The following is an 18,711-nucleotide window of genomic DNA, read 5'->3' as shown; positions in this document are numbered from 1 at the left end:
TTCATCGTGCCGCAAACCTCCGTGAACAGCGCAGGTGAAGCGGCCTGCAGTGACCACCATGACAGACATTTCCCCCCAAACCGACGGCCTGCGCCGCGTGGTACTGGGCGTGCAATACGACGGCGCCTGCTGGCAGGGCTGGCAGACCCAGCCGCACCGCCAGACGGTGCAGGATCAGCTGGAAGCGGCCCTGCTGCGCTTCAGCACCCGGCCCATTGCCACCACTTGCGCCGGCCGCACCGATTCCGGCGTGCATGCGCTGGAGCAGGTGGTCCATTTCGACACCGCCATCGCCCGCGACAGCTTTTCCTGGGTACGCGGCACCAATGCCTTCCTGCCACCGACGATTGCGGTGCGCTGGGCCTGCGAGCTGCCGTACGTGGATGATGCGGCCATTGCTGGCGCGGCCCCGGTCGCCGAGCTGCATGGCGAGCAACGCCAGGACGCTTCGCAGCTGGCGCAATTCGGCTTTCATGCACGTTTTTCGGCCATCGCACGCACCTATCACTACGTGCTGTACAACCATGCGGTCCGTTCGCCGCTGATGGCCGGCAAGGCCGGCTGGACCTTCCGGCCGCTGGACGCCGACCGCATGCACCGCGCGGCCCAGCACCTGATTGGTGAGCACGATTTCACCAGCTTCCGGGCCGTGGAGTGCCAGGCCAAGTCGCCGGTGCGCAAGATGGAGAGCATCGCCGTGCGCCGCCATGGCGACATGATCGTCCTCACGCTCAAGGCCAATGCCTTCCTGCATCACATGGTGCGCAACATCGTCGGCTCGCTGATCGTGGTCGGCAGCGGCAAGCAGGGGCCGGAGTGGATAGGGCAGGTGCTGGCCCTGCGCGACCGCAGCCGGGCCGCCCCGACCTTCATGCCGGACGGCCTCTACCTGGCGCGGGTAGACTATCCGGATGCCTGGGCACTGCCGCAGGAGAACCGCTCCTGGCCCTGGCTGTAGAGCGCTATGGGCGGCCACGCCCGCCCCTGAAATTCTTGCAAAAAGGCAATACCGATGAGCTTGCGTACCCGTATCAAGATCTGTGGACTGACCCGCGAAGAGGATGTCCGCGCCACCGTGGCCGCTGGCGCCGATGCGCTGGGCCTGGTGTTCTATCCCAGGAGCCCGCGCTATGTCACGCCGCAACGTGCCGGCGAACTGGCGCGGGCGGTGCCGCCGCTGGTAAGCATCGTCGGCCTGTTCGTCAACCCGACCCTGGAGGAAGTGCAGCAGGTCCTGGCCGAGGCGCCCCTGACGATATTGCAGTTCCACGGCGACGAAACGCCCGAGCACTGCGCCGCGATCGCCCGTGCCGTTGTCAGACCCTTCATGCGCGCGGCCAGAATAGGAAGTTCGACGCAGCCCTCGGATTTGTTAGAATATGAACAGGCATATCGCTCCGCCAGTCCGTTTTTCACCGGACTGCTGCTCGACACCCTGGTCGAGGAGTACGGCGGCAGTGGAAAGGTTTTCGATTGGTCTCTCATTCCAAAAGAACTCGCGCCTCGGGCCGTTTTGAGTGGTGGCTTGAGCGTACACAACGTCACTGAGGCGGTGACCCGCGTTCGTCCCTACGCGGTCGATATCAGCAGTGGTGTCGAGGCCGCCAAGGGCATCAAGGATGCCGCCAGGATCGAGGCCTTCATCAGCGCCGTCCGTCTGGCGGACGCTACCCCGGCGTAGCACTCCCCATACAGTACGCAGTACGAGATTCAGAGGAAACCCATGAAAGAATTGAACCCTCTCGGCAGCTTTGCCGAGCGTCAGGCCGTTCCCGTTGCGGCCCTGCACCAGACGGCCCACTACAACCTGCCGGACGCCCGTGGCCACTTCGGCCCCTACGGCGGTAGCTTCGTTTCCGAAACCCTGACCCTGGCCCTGAACGAGCTGCGCGAGGCCTATGCCCGTTACCAGCACGATGAACAGTTCCTCGCCGAATTCCACACGGAACTGAAGCATTTCGTCGGCCGCCCCAGCCCCGTGTACCACGCCAAGCGCTGGTCCGAGCAGGCCGGCGGCGCGCAGATCTACTTCAAGCGCGAAGACCTCAACCACACCGGCGCCCACAAGATCAACAACGTGATCGGCCAGGCATTGCTGGCCAAGCGCATGGGCAAGAAGCGCATCATCGCCGAGACCGGCGCCGGCCAGCACGGCGTGGCCACGGCCACCATCTGTGCGCGCTTCGGCATGGAATGCATCGTCTACATGGGCGCGGAAGACGTGAAGCGCCAGCTGCAGAACGTGTATCGCATGAACCTCCTGGGCGCCAAGGTGGTGCCGGTGGAATCCGGCTCCAAGACCTTGAAGGATGCGCTCAACGAAGCCATGCGCGACTGGGTCACCAATGTCGAGAGCACCTTCTACATCATCGGCACCGTGGCCGGTCCGCACCCCTACCCGATGATGGTGCGCGACTTCCAGTCGGTGATCGGCAACGAGTGCATCCAGCAGATGCCGGAAATTGCCTCACGCCAGCCGGACTACGTGGTGGCGGCCGTCGGTGGCGGTTCCAACGCCATGGGCATCTTCTATCCCTATATCGACTATGCCGATGTGAAGCTGGTCGGGGTGGAAGCCGCCGGCGACGGGCTTGATACCGGTCGCCATTCGGCCTCGCTGACCCTGGGCTCGCCCGGTGTGCTGCACGGCAACCGGACCTACCTGCTGCAGGATGCCAACGGCCAGATCATCGAGACCCACTCGGTCTCGGCCGGCCTGGATTATCCGGGCGTGGGGCCGGAACACGCATGGCTCAAGGACAGCGGCCGCGCCAGCTATGCCTGCATCACTGACGAAGAGGCACTGCAGGCCTTCAACACCTGCTGCCGCATCGAAGGCATCATCCCGGCGCTGGAGTCCAGCCATGCCCTGGCCCATGCGGCCAAGCTGGCGGCGACCCTGCCCCGGGACCAGATCGTGCTGGTCAACCTGTCCGGCCGTGGGGACAAGGACATGCATACCGTGCAACAGCGCCAGGGCTGATCGCCGACCCTGCCTGACGCGTGCCGGCTACCCGACGGGTGGCCGGCTGGTTCGACAAAATACTTCACCATCATGTCCAGAATCCAGACTACCTTTTCCCAACTGGCCGAGCAGAAGCGCAAGGCCCTGATCACCTTCATCACCGCCGGCGACCCGGCCCCCGAGCTGACCGTGCCGCTGCTGCACGCGCTGGTGGCCGGCGGCGTCGACATCCTCGAGCTGGGCGTGCCGTTCTCCGACCCCATGGCCGAAGGCCCGGTGATCCAGCGCGCCTGCGAGCGGGCCCTGAAGTTCGGCATCAGCACCCATGACGTGCTGGGCTATGTGCGCGAATTCCGCAAGACCAATACCCATACCCCCATCGTATTGATGGGCTATGCCAACCCCATCGAACGCTTCGGCGTGGATGCCTTCATCGCCGCTGCCAGCGAGGCGGGCGTGGACGGCACCATCGTGGTGGACTATCCGCCCGAGGAATGTGAAGAATTCGCCCAGAAGATGCAGGCCAATGGCATGGACCCGATCTTCCTGCTGGCCCCGACCTCGTCGGAAGAGCGCATCCGCCAGGTGGCGGCCGTGAGCAGTGGTTTCTGCTATTACGTCTCCCTCAAGGGCGTGACCGGCGCCGGCCATATCGATACCGCCGAAGTGGCCGAGCGCATCGCCGCCATCCGCCAGCACGTGAAGCTGCCCATTGCCGTGGGCTTCGGCATCCGCGATGGTGCCACCGCCCGCACCGTGGGCAGCACGGCCGATGCCGTGGTGATCGGCAGCCGCATCATCGCCGAACTGGAAAACACCCCGCCGGAGCGCGCCTGCGAGGCAGTGCAGACCTTCGTCACCGGCATCCGCCAGGCGCTCGATGCCTGAGCCTGGCCGGCACGGGTAACAGGATCGAAAGCCTCCGACGCACCCCGGAGGCTTTCTTTTTTGATCAGGCGCAAGCTGGCCGCAGTGCCATTCTTGCCAGATGGAAAGCATGACCGTGCTTTACCTCCCGCCCCGGTCGGCTCTGGTACAATGCGCGCCACCGGAAAAATCTATGAGGTATCTATGAGCTGGCTCGAGAAGTTACTGCCACCCCAGATTCAACGCGGCTCCACCAGCCGCAAGGCCATCCCGGAAGGTTTGTGGGTCAAATGCCCCTCCTGCGAGGCCGTGCTGTACCGTACCGACCTGGAGTCCAACCTCCACGTCTGCCCCAAATGCAGCCACCACATGCGCATCCGCGCCCGCGCTCGTCTCGATGCCCTGCTCGACGAAGGCGGCCGCTATGAGATCGGCCAGGAAGCCCTGCCGGTCGACACCCTGAAGTTCAAGGACAGCAAGAAGTACCCGGATCGTCTCAAGGACGCCATGGAATCCACCGGCGAAACTGATGCCATGGTGGTCATGGGCGGTGCCATCATGACCCTGCCGGTCGTGGTGGCCTGCTTCGAATTCGAATTCATGGGCGGTTCCATGGGCTCGGTGGTGGGTGAGCGCTTCGCCCGCGGCGCCCAGGCGGCGCTGGAACAGAAGGTCCCCTTCATCTGCATCACCGCCACCGGCGGTGCCCGCATGCAGGAAGGCCTGCTGTCGCTGATGCAGATGGCCAAGACCACGTCCATGCTGACCAAGCTGTCGGAAAAGAAGCTGCCCTTCATCAGCGTGCTGACCGACCCGACCATGGGCGGTGTCTCGGCCTCCTTCGCCTTCATGGGCGACGTGGTGATGGCCGAACCCAAGGCCCTGATCGGCTTTGCCGGCCCCCGCGTGATCGAGAACACGGTGCGCGAAAAGCTGCCGGAAGGCTTCCAGCGTGCCGAATTCCTGGTCACCAAGGGCGCCATCGACATGATCGTCGACCGCCGCAAGATGCGTGAGGAAATCGCCCGTCTGCTGGCCCTGCTGCAAAACCAGGCCGCCGAAACGGTTTCCTGATAAGCGGATATACTTCAGGCCCGGATTTGCAGAAGTGCAAATCCGGGCCTTGTTTTTTCGCCTTTTACTTTCCGTTTTCCGTATTTCGAGCTGTTGCACTACCGACCGAGACGCGCCATGACTTCCCAAGCTTCCCCGAGCCCTGCCACCCCCGCCACCTTGAGCGAATGGCTGGCCCTGCTGGAACAACGCCACTTCAAGCAGATCGACATGGGCCTGGAGCGCGTCATGCAGGTCAAGCAGAAGCTGGACATCCAGTTCGACTGCCCGGTCATCATGGTGGCCGGTACCAACGGCAAGGGCTCCACCTGCGCCATGCTGGAATCGATCCTGCTGCGCGCCGGCTATCGCGTGGGCCTGTACATGAAGCCGCACTTCCTGCATTTCAACGAACGCGCCCGCATCAGCGGCGACATGGCCAGCGATGCGCAACTGATTGCGGCCTTCGAGGCGGTGGAGGCGCAACGTGGTGACATTTCCCTGACCTATTTCGAATTCACCACCCTGGCCATCATGAAGCTGCTGGCCGACGCCAAACAGGACGTGGTGATCCTGGAAGTCGGCCTGGGTGGCCGGCTGGATGCGGTCAACGTGATCGATGCCGATGTGTCCATCGTCACCAGCATCGACATCGACCATACCGAATACCTGGGCGAGACCCGGGAAGAAATCGGCTTCGAGAAGGCCGGTATCTTCCGCCCCGGCAAGGTCGCCGTGTGCGGTGATCCGCTGCCGCCCAAGTCGCTGATCGATCACGCCGAGAAGATCGGCGCCGATCTGTGGCTGATGGGGCGCGACTTCAACTACCAGGGCGACAAGCAGCAGTGGGCCTACGGCGGACGCGGCATGCGTCGCAATTCGCTGGCCTATCCCAGCCTGCGTGGCGCCAACCAATTGCTCAACGCCTCGGCCGCCCTGGCTGCGCTGGAGGCCTTGCGCGAGATCTTGCCGGTGGGTGCGCAGGAAGTGCGCACGGGACTGGCCACGGTGGAATTGCCGGGGCGCTTCCAGGTCTTGCCGGGCCAGCCGCTGGTGATCCTGGACGTGGCGCACAACCCGCATGCGGCCGCCACGCTGGCGCAGAACCTGGACAACATGGGCTTTCATCCCTACACCTATGCGGTGTTCGGTTCCATGCTGGACAAGGACATCGAAGGCGTCATCGGTCATCTGAAGGACAAGATCGACCACTGGTGCGTGACCGACCTGCCGTTGCCTCGTGCGGCCACCGCGCAACAGCTCAAGGACACCCTGCTGGGGGTGGGCGTGGCACCGGAATTCAGGCGCGACGCGGCGCGCAGCATCGAAACCTTCACTTCGCCGGCCGACGCCTATGCAAATGCATTAAGCAGAGCAGGGGAGAATGATAGAATTGTGGTTTTCGGGTCCTTCCTCACCGTGGCCGGCGTCATGCAGGCGCGCCGCCCCGGTCTGCACTGATCCCGGACCCGATTTCCGGAGCCGGACGCCACGCCCGACGATGCCAGGCCTTTGATGGGCCAGGCAGGTTTTCCAAGATATTCAGATCAATTCAAGACGACTCCGCATGGGCTTGTTCTCGTTTTTCCGCAAAAACAAGCAGGACTCTGCTTCCGACCAAGGCACTTTCCGTTCGCGTTCCGACGAGCAATCTTCCGTCATTCGCAGCCGCGGCAGTCGTAGCGCCGCCAATACCTCCGGTCGTGCCGCAGGTGGACGGGCCAAGGCCGGCAAGGAGGCCGCGGCTGACCCCTTGTTGCCGGAAAAGAAACGTGCCCGCCGCCGCCTGATCGGTGCCGTCGCACTGGCGCTGGCGGTGGTGATCGTGTTGCCGATGATCCTCGATTCCGAGCCCAAGCCGCTCAACGACGATATCGCCATCCAGATTCCCTCCAAGGACCAGGCCGCCGCCGGGACCTCGGCCCCGGCCTCTGCAGGCGACGCCAAGCAGGCCTCGCTGGACCAGAAGGAAGAGATCGTCGAGCCCGCCAGCATTGCACCCGAGCCCTCCACCGCTCCGGCCCCGGCAGCACAGCCGGCCAGCCCGCCCGTGGCAGCCGTGGCGCCCAAGGTGATCGACAAGCCCGCGCCCAAGGTCGAGGAAAAGAAACCGATCGTGGTCGAGCACAAGGAAGAGCCGAAGAAGGAAGCCGCCAAGCCCAAGGCCCCGGCCTCGATCTCTACCCCGCCGGCAGCCGCGCCTTCCGCCCATGACGATTCGGCGCGCGCGCTGGCGATCCTGGAAGGCAAGTCCAATGCAACTGGCGGTGCCGCCGCCGCACCGGCCGAGAAGAAGCCGGCTGCCATCGGTGGCAAGTTCGTCATCCAGGTCGCCGCGCTGGCGACCCAGGACAAGGTCAATGAATTGCGCAACAAGCTCAATGCAGCAGGTATTCACTCCTACACGCAAAAGATCGCGACCCAGGCCGGCGAACGCACGCGCATCCGCGTCGGGCCCTTCGGCAGTCGCGATGAAGCCGAGCGCATGGGAAGCCGAATCAAGAAGCTGGGCTTGAATGCTACTATTGTTCCTGCTTGATATTGGCTGCAGATAGCCGCATATTGTTGTCATCGTGACGATATTTGACTACCTGGTGCTGCTGATCCTGGCGTGTTCCGTGATCATCGGCACCCTGCGCGGACTGGTGCGCGAGGTGTTGTCGCTGGCTGGCTGGATCGTGGCGCTGGTGGTGGCCAACATGTATGGCGAGGCGCTCTCGACGATGCTGCCGGACGTGGTGCCGGGCGAATTGACGCGACTCATCGTCGCCTTCGTGGCCTTGTTCATCGGCACGCGCCTGTTGATGGCGCTGGTGGCCAAGACATTGAGTGAGCTGGTCAAGGCCACGGGCCTGACCATGCTGGACAGGACATTGGGCAGTATTTTCGGCGTGGCGCGTGGCGTCCTGCTGGTGGTGGCGGTGGCATTGCTGTGCGGCACGACCTCGATTCCGCAGCAGCCGTTCTGGAAAGAGGCCCGGTTCAGTGCCTGGGTTGAACAGGGCGCCGAAGCTGTCTTGCCCTACCTGCCGGGAAAACTGGCCGAGCATGTGAATTTTTCACCCCCTGTCTGATGCCGCTGCCGCGGGCAGACCCCGTGGCAGGGCGCATTGGTCGCTGGTTGCAGTCGTGGTTCATTTTCGTTTTCGTTTTTCGTTAGGAGTCCACCATGTGTGGCATCGTCGGTATCGTCTCTCATAGCCCCGTCAACCAGATGCTGTATGACGCGCTGCTGCTGTTGCAGCACCGTGGTCAGGATGCAGCGGGCATCGCAACCAACCACACCAACGGTTTCTCGATGCACAAGGCCAACGGCCTGGTGCGCGACGTGTTCCGTACCCGCAACATGCGCTCGCTGCCCGGCAACACCGGCATCGGCCAGGTGCGTTACCCGACCGCCGGCAGCTCGTCCTCGGAAGAAGAGGCGCAGCCGTTCTACGTCAATGCCCCCTTCGGCATCATCCTGGCGCACAACGGCAACCTGACCAATGCGGAACAGTTGAAGATCGAGATGTTCAAGAACGATCGTCGCCACATCAATACCGATTCCGATACCGAAGTGCTCCTGAACGTGCTGGCCCACGAAATCCAGCAGGCCACCACCGGCTACTCGCTGGACCCGGCGGCGCTCTTCAAGGCCGTGGCCATGGTGCACAAGCGCGTGCGCGGCTCCTACGCCGTGGTGGCGCAGATCGCCGGTTACGGTCTCCTGGGCTTCCGCGATCCGTACGGCATCCGTCCGATGTGCCTGGGCTTCAACGAAAGCGACAAGGGCATCGAATACATGATGGCCAGCGAATCGGTGGCCCTGGAAGGCATGGGCTTCCGCTTCCTGCGCGACGTCAACCCGGGTGAAGCCATCTTCATCGACAACGACGGCAAGCTGTACAACCAGCAATGCGCCGAGAACCCGTCGCTGAACCCCTGTGCCTTCGAATACGTCTACCTGGCCCGTCCGGACTCCATCATCGACGGCGCCTCGGTCTACGGCGCCCGCCTGAAGATGGGCGAGTTCCTGGCCGAGAAGATCCGCAAGCAGTTCAAGCACGGCGAGATCGACGTGGTCATGCCGATCCCCGACTCCTCGCGTCCGGCCGCCATGGAACTGGCGCTGAAGCTGGGTATCGAGTACCGCGAAGGCTTCATCAAGAACCGCTACATCGGCCGCACCTTCATCATGCCGGGCCAGGCCCTGCGCAAGAAGTCGGTGCGCCAGAAGCTCAATGCCATCGGCAGCGAATTCAAGGGCAAGAACGTGCTGCTGGTGGATGATTCCATCGTGCGTGGCACCACCAGCCGCGAGATCGTGCAGATGGCGCGCGAGTCCGGCGCCAAGAACGTGATCTTCGCTTCGGCCGCGCCGCCGGTGAAGTTTCCCAACGTCTATGGCATCGACATGCCGACCCGCGACGAGCTGATCGCCTTCGGCCGCAGCGAAGAGGAAGTGTGCCGCGAGATCACCGCCGACGCCCTGGTCTACCAGGACGTGGAAGCGATGAAGCGCGCCATTGCCGATTCCAACCCGGCCCTGCGCAACTTCGAGGCTTCCTGCTTCGACGGTCACTACATCACCGGCGACATCACCCAGGAATACCTGGACCGCATCGAATATGCCCGCAAGAATCCCAAGCCGGCACTGGAAGATGCAGTACGTTCGCAGCTGAACCTGAACCTGGCCCGCGTGGATTGATCCGCGCCTGACCAGAGGCTGGAACAGCACGCCGGTAGCCGCTTCTGCGGCGCCGGCGTTTTTCTTTCATGCGCAGCCGGTGGGAAACTGGCTTATCATTTTGCCTTTGGCCCGGGCTTGCCGCTTCCGCCCACCTTGCCCATCTTGCCCACCCTGCATTTCCGACTCCCGCGATGAACGATAAAAAGACCTACGGCTTCACCACCACCATCCTCCACAGCGACCGCCAGAAGGGCATCGAGCATGGCTCGCTGCACAAGCCCATCCACACCTCGGTGACCTTCGGCTATGAAGATGCACGCCAGCTGGCCGAAGTCTTCCAGGGCAAGCAGCCGGGCTATCGCTACGGTCGCCAGGGCAACCCGACCGTCTCGGCGCTGGAAGAGAAGATCACCAAGATGGAGGACGGCAAGTCCACCATCTGCTTCGCCACCGGCATGGCCGCCATCGGCGCCATCGTCCAGGGTCTGCTGCGCGAGGGCGACCATGTGGTGTCCTCGGCCTTCCTGTTTGGCAATACCAATAGCCTGTGGATGACGGTGGGCGCGCAGGGCGCCAAGGTGTCCATGGTGGATGCCACCGATGTGAAGAATGTGGAAGCGGCCATCACGCCCAATACCCGTCTGGTCTTCGTCGAGACCATCGCCAATCCGCGCACCCAGGTGGCGGACCTGAAGCGCATCGGCGAGCTGTGCCGCGAGCGCGGCATCCTCTACGTGGTGGACAACACCATGACCTCGCCCTACCTGTTCCGTCCCAAGACGGTCGGTGCCGGGCTGGTGGTCAATTCGCTGACCAAGTCCATCGGCGGCCACGGCAATGCGCTGGGGGGAGCATTGACCGATACCGGCGAATACGACTGGACCCGCTATCCGCACATCGCCGACAACTACAAGAAGAACCCGGCGCCGCAATGGGGCATGGCGCAGATCCGCGCCAAGGCGCTGCGCGACTTCGGTGGCTCGCTGGGCCCGGAGGCGGCGCATCACATCGCCGTCGGCGCCGAGACCATGGCCCTGCGCCTGGAGCGCGAATGCAAGAATGCCCTGGCCGTGGCGCAGATGCTGGAAGCCGATGAGCGCGTGGCGGCCGTCTACTACCCGGGGCTGGAGTCCCACCCGCAGCATGCCTTGTCCAAGGCATTGTTCCGCTCCTTCGGCAGCCTGATGTCCTTCGAGCTGAAGGACGGCATCGATTGCTTCGACTATCTCAACCGCATGCATCTGGCGGTGGCCGCCAGCAACCTGGGCGACACCCGCACCCTGGTGATCCCGGTGGCCCACACCATCTTCTACGAGATGGGCGCCGAGCGCCGTGCCAGCATGGGCATTGCCGAGTCGCTCATCCGCGTCTCGGTGGGCCTGGAAGATACCGAAGATCTGGTGGCGGACTTCCGTCAGGCACTGGAGGCCTGATAGCCTGAAAGGCTGGCTAAGCCCCGGTTTTAGCCAAAAGTGAAGAAATGAGAACGCCCGTCGCCTCGCAGGAGGGACGGGCGTTTTGCTTGCCGCAGGAATGTGAAGAAACGGAAATGAATTCCGCAAAACCTGCAACCGCTCCAGGTCCGCAGGCGGGACCGGGCCTGGGTTAAGTCAAGGCACCAGGTTGGCCACCGCTTCGCGATCGGCCCATTTGGTCTTGTAGGTCGGTTTGAAGCTCTGGAAGCGCTCGATCAGCGTGGCCGGATCGGCTTCATGCATCATCAGCCCGGACTGGTCGGAGCTGACGAAACGCTGCGACACCAGATGGTCGACGAAGGCGATCAGGTTGTTGTAGAAGCCTTCCACGTTGTACAGGCAGATCGGCTTGTAGTGGAAGCCCAGTTGCGCCCAGGTCAGCACCTCGAACAGTTCTTCCAGCGTCCCCATGCCGCCCGGCATGGCCACGAAGCCGTCGGAGAGCTCGGCCATCATGGCCTTGCGTTCGTGCATGTCCTTGACGATGTGCAGGCGGGTCAGGCCGTGGTGGCCCAGTTCCTTGTCCAGCAGGGCCTTGGGGATGACGCCGGTGGCTTCGCCCCCGAGTTTCATGACTTCGCTGGCGATGATGCCCATCAGGCCCACATTGCCGCCGCCATAGACCAGGGCGATGTTGTTCTTCACCATTTCCTGCGCCAGCTTGCGCGCCGCCTCGGCGTAGGCGGGCGATGCACCGGGGGAAGAGCCGCAATATACGCAAATCGATTTCATGTGTCCTCTGCAGTGTCCGTCGTGACGTCTTTACTTCGTTACAATGGCCGAGCTGTTTCCTATGGGCGCCGGCATGTTGCTTTTTGTTGCCAATTTGTTTCCATCGGGCAGCCACTTTTCGGCAGCGCGGTATTCGTGTTATACCATGATAGTGCAGTGCAGCATAAGCTTATGTGGTGACCCGGGCATGACAGCCCGCAGGATGTGACCGAGGAAAAGGACATCATGTCGAACAAGATCGTCAGTCTGGCTCTGCAGGGTGGTGGCTCGCACGGCGCCTTTACCTGGGGCGTGCTGGACCGCCTGCTGGAAGATGGGCGGCTGGACATGGAAGGCATCAGTGGTGCCTCCGCCGGGGCCATGAACGCGGTGGTGCTGGCCCAGGGCTATGTGCAGGATGGTCGCGATGGCGCGCGGGCGGCGCTGGAGCGCTTCTGGACGGCGCTATCCACCGGTGCGCCGCTGGATCATCTCGGCGCCGAGGGCGCTCCGGTGATCTCCAATCCCACGCCCATGCCGGGCATGCAGGCCTTGCTGGCGATGACCCGCTTCTTCTCGCCCACGCAACTCAATCCGCTGGACATCAACCCGCTGCGCGATATCCTGCTGGAGCAGGTGGACTTCGAACGGCTGCGCCGGCAGCGCGAGTTGAAGCTCTTCATCGCCGCCACCCAGGTCAGCACCGGCATCCTGAAGATCTTCCGCAATGCCGACCTGTCGGTGGAGGTGCTGCTGGCCTCGGCCTGCCTCCCTTCGCTGCACCGGCCTATCGAGATCGATGGCGAGGCCTACTGGGATGGGGGTCTCACTGCCAATCCCCCGATCTTCCCCTTGCTGCATGCCTGCGCCGCGCGCGATGTGATGGTGGTGCTGCTGCACCCCAGCCGCCGCGCCGGGACGCCCACCAGCAGCCACGATATCGGCCAGCGTCTCTCGGAAATCAGCTTCAGCTCGGCCTTCTTCACCGAACTGAGCGGGCTGGCCCTGGCCAAGCGCGAAGCCGAGAATTCCACCCTGGCCTTCGGTGCGCTGGAGCGGCGCCTGCGCCAGCTCAATATCCACATGATCGATGCCAACGAGCTGATGGAGCAATTGACCAATCTCTCCAAGCTCAATACCCAGGCCAGCTTCATCGGCAGCCTGTTCCAGCAGGGGCGGGAGCGCGCTTCCGAGTGGCTGGAGCAGAACTTTGCCGAGATCGGCCACCGTTCCACCTTCGACCTGGGACGCTTCCTTCCCTGAACCGCCGGATCGAGGGTCTTCGCGCACGATCGTTCACTTTTGTCTATACTTTGCTGCTTGATCTTTCGTAGTCCCGCCTCGCAGCACCGATAACAAAGAAAACGACATGCCTCCGACCATCGCCAAGCACGCTTCACGCTCCGAATTCCTCACCGTACGCGGCCTGCGCTATCACATCCGTCACTGGGGCGACCCGCAGGCGCCCAAGATCTTCATGTTCCACGGCTGGATGGATATGTCGGCCTCGTTCCAGTTCATGGTCGACGCGCTGCAGCGCGAGTGGCACGTGATCGCGCCCGACTGGCGCGGCTTTGGCCTGAGCGAGCGCAGCCCGGCAGATGCCTACTGGTTCCCTGACTACCTGGCCGATCTGGAGGCCATCATCGACCACCATGCGCCCGGGGAAGCCATCAACCTGCTGGGCCACAGCATGGGCGGCAATGTGGTGACGCTCTATGCCGGCCTGCGCCCGGAGCGCATCGCCCGCCTGATCAACCTGGAAGGCCTGGGCCTGCCCACGGCCAAGCCGGAACAGGCACCGGGCCGGTTCGTGCAATGGCTGGACGAGATCAAGAACCCGCCACTGCTGCGCGGCTATGACACGCTGGAAGAAGTGGCCACGCGCCTGCAGAAGAACAATGCGCGCCTGTCCGACGAGCGTGCTGCTTTCCTGGCGCAACACTGGGCGCAGCAGGATGGCAGCGGACTGTGGCAGATCCTGGGTGATCCGGCGCACAAGCAGGTCAGCCCCATCCTGTATCGGGTGGACGAGATGATGGCCTGCTGGCGCCGCATCACCGCGCCGGTGCTGTGGATCGAAGCGACCGACAGCGACATCGGCCGCTTCTTCGGCCCGGCCTCGCTCAAGCGCGAGGAAATCGATCGTCGCATCGCCTGCATCCCGCGCACCCAGGTCGAGATGATCGACCAGGCCGGCCACATGCTGCACCACGACCAGCCAGAGCGGCTGGCGCAACTGATCGAGACCTTCCTGGCGCAGCCGGCCTGAGCGGGGCAGGGAGGAAGGGCGTAGAATGAAGGTATTCCAGTCACCCCGCATTCCCTGATCGGCGGCAGCCACAAGCGACCGGCCCGAGTCATCGCGCATTCCTATGTCTGAGCTCAAGTTCGACCTGCATTGCCACTCCAACGTCTCCGACGGCCTGTTGCCACCGGAGGAGGTGGCCGCGCGTGCCAAGGCCAACGGCGTGGGCGTGTGGGCGCTGACCGATCACGACGAAGTCGGTGGCGTGGCGCGTGCCCGCGCGGCGGCGCAGGCGCTGGGCCTGCAACATGTGGGCGGGGTGGAAATCTCGGTCACCTGGGCCGGGCAGACGGTGCACATCGTCGGCCTGCGCATCGACGAGACCAACCGCGCGCTGGTCGAGGGACTGGCCGCCACCCGCAACGGCCGCGAGCGCCGCGCCCGCGAGATCGCCCAGGCGCTGGACCAGTACGGCATCTGCGGCGCCTATGAAGGCGCGCTCAAGCACGTGGGCAATCCGGACCTGATCTCGCGCACCCACTTCGCCCGCTATCTGGTCGAGTGCGGCCAGTGTGGCGATACCAAGGAAGTGTTCGCCAACTACCTCACCGAAGGTAAGCCGGGCTACGTGCCGCATCGCTGGGCCACGCTGGAAGAGGCGGTGCGCTGGATCCGCGGGGCCGGCGGGGTGGCAGTGATCGCTCACCCGGGCCGCTACAAATACAGCCAGACCCAGTTCGGCGCGCTGTTCGATGAATTCAAGCAGTTTGGCGGCGCCGCCATCGAGGTCAATACCGGCAGCCATACCCCCGAGCAGTATCAGGAATACGCCCAGGTGGCGCGCAGCTACGGCTTCCTGGCGTCGATGGGCTCGGACTTCCATGGCCCCGGCGAGTCGCGTGTGGACCTGGGCGGTCTGCCGGCCTTGCCGACAGGGGTCAAGCCGGTGTGGCACGACTGGGGACTGTAAGTCGGAGCTGCAAGCCGGTGAAAACTGCGCCCATGGCCGAGCTTGCCCTTGATTTCCGGGGACGGACTCTTATCTAATAACCACTTTCCCGATAGGAGTTTTCCCCATGAAACGCATCTTGTTGTTTATTGCGACCAATATCGCCGTGCTGGTCGTGATGAGCGTCATCTTGTCGCTGTTGGGCGTGGACCGTTTCCTGACCCGGTCCGGCCTGAACCTGCCGATGCTGCTGGTGTTCTCGCTGGTGGTCGGCTTCACGGGCTCCATCATTTCCTTGCTGATGAGCAAGAGCATGGCCAAGTGGTCCACCGGCGCCAGGGTGATCGAGACCCCCATGAACGGCACCGAGGCCTGGCTGCTGCAGACGGTCGGCAAGCTGGCCCAGCGCGCCGGCATCGGCATGCCGGAAGTGGCGGTCTATGACGGTGAGCCCAATGCCTTCGCTACCGGCGCGTTCAAGGACTCGGCCCTGGTGGCGGTCTCCACCGGGCTGCTGCAGGGCATGACGCAGGACGAGGTGGAAGCCGTGCTGGGCCACGAGGTGGCGCACATCGCCAATGGCGACATGGTCACCATGACGCTGATCCAGGGCGTGGTGAATACCTTCGTGGTGTTCCTGTCGCGGGTGGTGGGTTACTTCGTCGATGCGGCCCTGCGCCGCAACAACGACCAATCCGGTCCCGGCATCGGCTATACCGTGACCGTGCTGGTCTGCCAGATCGTCTTTGGCATCGGCGCTTCGATGATCGTGGCCTGGTTCTCGCGCCACCGCGAGTTCCGTGCCGACGCCGGCGCGGCCCGCCTGCTGGGTACGCCGCAGCCGATGATCAATGCGCTGGCGCGGCTGGGCGGTTTTTCGCCCGAAGGCCTGCCGCAGAACATGGCGGCCCTGGGCATCAGCGACAAGCCCGGCTTCATGGAACTGTTCTCGACGCACCCGCCGCTGGAACAGCGCATCGCCGCCCTGCGCGGCCAGCGTTAAGCCCGGCGGGCAGCGACAACGGCGGTGGCGACACCGCCGTTGTGCTTTTTACGAATTGAAATCGATTTGGTATTGGAAATGGAAACGGAAACCGCATCATGAGCCAGTTTTTCGAGATTCACCCCGAGAACCCGCAGCTGCGCCTGATCAAGCAGGCGGCGCAGATCATCCACAAGGGTGGCCTGGTGGCCCTGCCGACCGACTCCTGTTATGCACTGGTCTGCCAGCTCGACAACAAGGATGCGGTGGAGCGCGTGCGTCGCATCCGCGGCGTGGACGACAAGCACCACCTGACCCTGCTGTGTCGTGACCTGTCCGAGATTGCCCTGTACGCCAAGGTCGACAATCGCCAGTACCGCCTGCTCAAGGCGGCCACCCCGGGCGCCTACACCTTCATCCTGGAAGCCACCAAGGAAGTGCCGCGCCGCCTGTCGCATCCCTCGCGCAAGACCATCGGCCTGCGTGTGCCGGAAAACCGCATTGCCCACATGCTGCTGGAAGAACTGGGCCAGCCGCTGCTGGGCACGACCCTGATCCTGCCCGATGAAGACCTGCCGCTGACCAGCGCCGACGATATCCGCGACCACCTGGAAAAGCAGATCGACCTGGTCATCGACAGCGGCGCCTGCAGTCTGGAACCGACCACCGTCATCGATCTCACCGACGATGAACAGCCGGTGCTGGTGCGCCAGGGCAGGGGGGATGCCGGCATCTTCGGTCTGCAAGCCGCCTGAGTGAGCGATTTTTTTGCTTAAACAGCCCGCCGGGGTGGAATTCCCGGGCGCCGTGTTGCCCCTCTGATAAAATCCCCGCCCATGAACGATCTCATCCAGACTGTCGCGGTCTACGCGCTACCGGTGCTCTTCGCCATCACCCTGCACGAGGCGGCGCATGCCTATGCCGCCAAGTTCTTCGGCGACAATACCGCCTATTCCATGGGGCGCATGAGCCTGAACCCGCTCAAGCACATCGATCCCTTCGGCACCATCCTCATTCCCATCCTGCTGTACTTCGCCACCAGCGGTGCCTTCCTGTTCGGCTATGCCAAGCCGGTGCCGATCAACTTCGGCCACCTGCGCAAGCCCAAGCGCGACATGGCCTGGGTCTCGCTGGCCGGTCCGGCTGCCAATTTCCTCATGGCACTGCTGTGGATGATTGCCATCTACGCCCTGGCGCTGGGGGGTGTGCAAGAAGAATTCTTCACGCTCATGGCCAAGGCCGGCGTGTTGACCAATCTGGTGATGTTCGCCTTCAACCTGTTCCCGATCCCGCCGCTGGATGGCGGCCGCATCCTCACCAGCCTGTTACCCAACAAGTACGCCTATAAATTCGCCCAGATCGAGCCCTATGGCTTCTTCATCGTCATGGCGCTGGTGCTGCTCAAGGTGATCTATACCTGGTGGATGGCACCGGTGATGTACGGCGCCGGTCTGGTGCTGCAGTTGATTACCTATCCGATCACCTTGCTGTTCCACTGAGTGAAGCGGGCCACTCTCATGATCTGCATCATTCCCCCTCCTGACCACCTAGCCTACTGCCATGTATCCTGATCGCGTCGTCTCCGGCATGCGCCCCACCGGCGCGCTGCACCTGGGCCACTATCATGGCGCCCTGAAGAACTGGGTCAAGCTGCAATCCGAATTGCCCTGCCTGTTCTTCGTGGCCGACTGGCATGCACTGACCACCCATTACGACGATCCCTCGGTGATCGAAACCAGCACCTGGGAGATGGTGATCGACTGGCTGGCTGCCGGGGTGGATCCGGCCCAGGCGACGCTGTTCATCCAGTCGCGCGTGCCGGAACATGCGGAGCTGCACCTGCTGCTGTCCATGGCCACCCCGCTGGGCTGGCTGGAGCGCGTGCCTACCTACAAGGACCAGCAGGAGAAGCTGGCCGACCGCGACCTGGCGACCTATGGTTTCCTCGGCTACCCGCTGCTGCAGGCGGCCGACGTGCTGATCTACCGCGCCAGCCAGGTGCCGGTGGGCGAGGACCAGGTGCCGCACATCGAGATCATGCGCGAGATCGCGCGCCGCTTTAACCACCTGTACGGCAAGGAAAAGGGCTTCGAGGAAAAGGCGCTGGCTGCCACCCGCAAACTGGGCAGCAAGCGCGCCAGGCTGTACCTGGAGCTGCGTACGCAATTCCAAGAGAAGGGCGATGACGAGGCGCTGGAGCAGGCCAAGGCCATGCTGGATGATGCCCAGAACCTGTCGATGATCGATCGTGAACGTCTGTTCGGCTATCTCGAAGGCAGCCGCAAACTGATCCTGACCGAGCCGCAGGCCATGCTGACCGAGGCCTCGCGCCTGCCGGGCCTGGATGGTGCCAAGATGTCCAAGAGCTATGGCAACGCCATCGCCCTGCGCGAAGACAAGGAGTCGGTCACCAAGAAGGTCAAGACCATGCCGACCGACCCGCAGCGGGTGCGCCGCAGCGATCCGGGCGATCCGGAGAAATGCCCGGTATGGCAATTCCACCAGGTCTATTCCCCGGCGGATGTGAAGGATTGGGCGGCCAAGGGCTGCCGGTCGGCCGGCATTGGTTGCCTGGAATGCAAACAGCCGGTGATCGATGCCATCCTGCAGGAGCAGCAACCGATGCTGGAGCGCGCGCAGCCTTATCTGGACGATCCCTCGCTGGTGCGGGCGATCGTCGCCGATGGCTGCGAAAAGGCCCGCAAGCTGGCCCAGGACACCATGCGTGACGTACGCGAAGCCATGGGGCTGGGCTATTGAGGGACGGCAAGTCCGGCCGTTGAGGACGA

At 63.6% G+C, this 18,711-nt stretch carries 18 protein-coding genes; 17 read left to right on the top strand and 1 reads right to left on the bottom strand.

What is annotated here, in order from left to right:
* Window positions 1-58 precede the first annotated feature (58 nt).
* From I5R65_RS18910 to I5R65_RS18865, 10 genes are all read left to right on the top strand, one after another.
* A complete protein-coding gene (locus I5R65_RS18910) occupies window positions 59-958 on the top strand; it encodes a tRNA pseudouridine(38-40) synthase TruA (RefSeq protein ID WP_180670355.1) in 900 nt (299 codons plus the stop codon).
* Between the two features lie 54 nt (window positions 959-1,012).
* Window positions 1,013-1,681 carry a phosphoribosylanthranilate isomerase gene (locus I5R65_RS18905; protein WP_180670353.1) on the top strand — a complete coding sequence of 223 codons (669 nt, stop codon included), beginning with the start codon at window positions 1,013-1,015 and terminating at the stop codon, window positions 1,679-1,681.
* Between the two features lie 42 nt (window positions 1,682-1,723).
* Window positions 1,724-2,983 (top strand): tryptophan synthase subunit beta, encoded by a 1,260-nt coding sequence (gene trpB, locus I5R65_RS18900; RefSeq protein ID WP_180670351.1) that lies wholly within the window; start codon window positions 1,724-1,726, stop codon window positions 2,981-2,983.
* Between the two features lie 72 nt (window positions 2,984-3,055).
* Window positions 3,056-3,853: a tryptophan synthase subunit alpha gene (gene trpA, locus I5R65_RS18895; protein ID WP_180670349.1), complete on the top strand. Its 798-nt coding sequence runs from the start codon at window positions 3,056-3,058 to the stop codon at window positions 3,851-3,853.
* A 183-nt stretch (window positions 3,854-4,036) separates the two neighbouring features.
* Complete coding sequence (gene accD / locus I5R65_RS18890; RefSeq protein ID WP_077236336.1) at window positions 4,037-4,906, top strand: acetyl-CoA carboxylase, carboxyltransferase subunit beta; 870 nt, start codon at window positions 4,037-4,039, stop codon at window positions 4,904-4,906.
* Between the two features lie 117 nt (window positions 4,907-5,023).
* Window positions 5,024-6,346 carry a bifunctional tetrahydrofolate synthase/dihydrofolate synthase gene (gene folC / locus I5R65_RS18885; RefSeq protein ID WP_180670347.1) on the top strand — a complete coding sequence of 441 codons (1,323 nt, stop codon included), beginning with the start codon at window positions 5,024-5,026 and terminating at the stop codon, window positions 6,344-6,346.
* A gap of 106 nt (window positions 6,347-6,452) precedes the next feature.
* Window positions 6,453-7,424 carry an SPOR domain-containing protein gene (locus tag I5R65_RS18880; protein WP_180670345.1) on the top strand — a complete coding sequence of 324 codons (972 nt, stop codon included), beginning with the start codon at window positions 6,453-6,455 and terminating at the stop codon, window positions 7,422-7,424.
* 34 nt (window positions 7,425-7,458) lie between these two features.
* The gene (locus I5R65_RS18875; RefSeq protein ID WP_180670343.1) at window positions 7,459-7,959 is read left to right on the top strand and encodes a CvpA family protein; all 501 of its coding nucleotides are present in this window, start codon (window positions 7,459-7,461) and stop codon (window positions 7,957-7,959) included.
* A 95-nt stretch (window positions 7,960-8,054) separates the two neighbouring features.
* Entirely contained in the window at window positions 8,055-9,575 is a 1,521-nt protein-coding gene (gene purF / locus I5R65_RS18870; protein WP_180670341.1) for an amidophosphoribosyltransferase, read from the top strand.
* Between the two features lie 173 nt (window positions 9,576-9,748).
* Entirely contained in the window at window positions 9,749-10,990 is a 1,242-nt protein-coding gene (locus tag I5R65_RS18865; protein WP_180670339.1) for a cystathionine gamma-synthase family protein, read from the top strand.
* 177 nt (window positions 10,991-11,167) lie between these two features.
* Here I5R65_RS18865 and I5R65_RS18860 read toward each other — a convergent pair whose 3' ends face one another.
* On the bottom strand, window positions 11,168-11,764 hold the full coding sequence (locus I5R65_RS18860) for a TIGR00730 family Rossman fold protein (RefSeq protein WP_006462708.1): 597 nt from the start codon (window positions 11,762-11,764) through the stop codon (window positions 11,168-11,170).
* 225 nt (window positions 11,765-11,989) lie between these two features.
* Here I5R65_RS18860 and I5R65_RS18855 point away from each other — a divergent pair, with 225 nt between their 5' ends.
* The 7 genes from I5R65_RS18855 (at window position 11,990) to I5R65_RS18825 (ending at window position 18,682) form a co-directional block, all read left to right on the top strand.
* The gene (locus I5R65_RS18855; protein WP_180670337.1) at window positions 11,990-13,006 is read left to right on the top strand and encodes a patatin-like phospholipase family protein; all 1,017 of its coding nucleotides are present in this window, start codon (window positions 11,990-11,992) and stop codon (window positions 13,004-13,006) included.
* 106 nt (window positions 13,007-13,112) lie between these two features.
* On the top strand, window positions 13,113-14,015 hold the full coding sequence (locus I5R65_RS18850) for an alpha/beta fold hydrolase (protein ID WP_180670335.1): 903 nt from the start codon (window positions 13,113-13,115) through the stop codon (window positions 14,013-14,015).
* A gap of 103 nt (window positions 14,016-14,118) precedes the next feature.
* On the top strand, window positions 14,119-14,961 hold the full coding sequence (locus I5R65_RS18845; RefSeq protein ID WP_077236343.1) for a 3',5'-nucleoside bisphosphate phosphatase: 843 nt from the start codon (window positions 14,119-14,121) through the stop codon (window positions 14,959-14,961).
* Window positions 14,962-15,067: 106 nt separating this feature from the next.
* Window positions 15,068-15,943, top strand: coding sequence for a protease HtpX (gene htpX / locus I5R65_RS18840; RefSeq protein WP_180670333.1), 876 nt, complete (start codon window positions 15,068-15,070; stop codon window positions 15,941-15,943).
* A 98-nt stretch (window positions 15,944-16,041) separates the two neighbouring features.
* Window positions 16,042-16,677 (top strand): L-threonylcarbamoyladenylate synthase, encoded by a 636-nt coding sequence (locus tag I5R65_RS18835; protein ID WP_180670331.1) that lies wholly within the window; start codon window positions 16,042-16,044, stop codon window positions 16,675-16,677.
* Between the two features lie 81 nt (window positions 16,678-16,758).
* Window positions 16,759-17,421, top strand: a complete 663-nt coding sequence (locus I5R65_RS18830) for a site-2 protease family protein (protein ID WP_006462702.1) — start codon at window positions 16,759-16,761, stop codon at window positions 17,419-17,421.
* 61 nt (window positions 17,422-17,482) lie between these two features.
* Window positions 17,483-18,682, top strand: coding sequence for a tryptophan--tRNA ligase (locus I5R65_RS18825; RefSeq protein ID WP_180670329.1), 1,200 nt, complete (start codon window positions 17,483-17,485; stop codon window positions 18,680-18,682).
* Window positions 18,683-18,711 lie beyond the last annotated feature (29 nt).

The sequence above is a fragment of the Herbaspirillum sp. AP02 genome (assembly GCF_015767275.1).
Taxonomy (GTDB): Bacteria; Pseudomonadota; Gammaproteobacteria; order Burkholderiales; family Burkholderiaceae_D; genus Herbaspirillum.
Note: the sequence above shows the minus strand (reverse complement) of the source record. Positions and strands in the feature narration are given on the sequence as shown.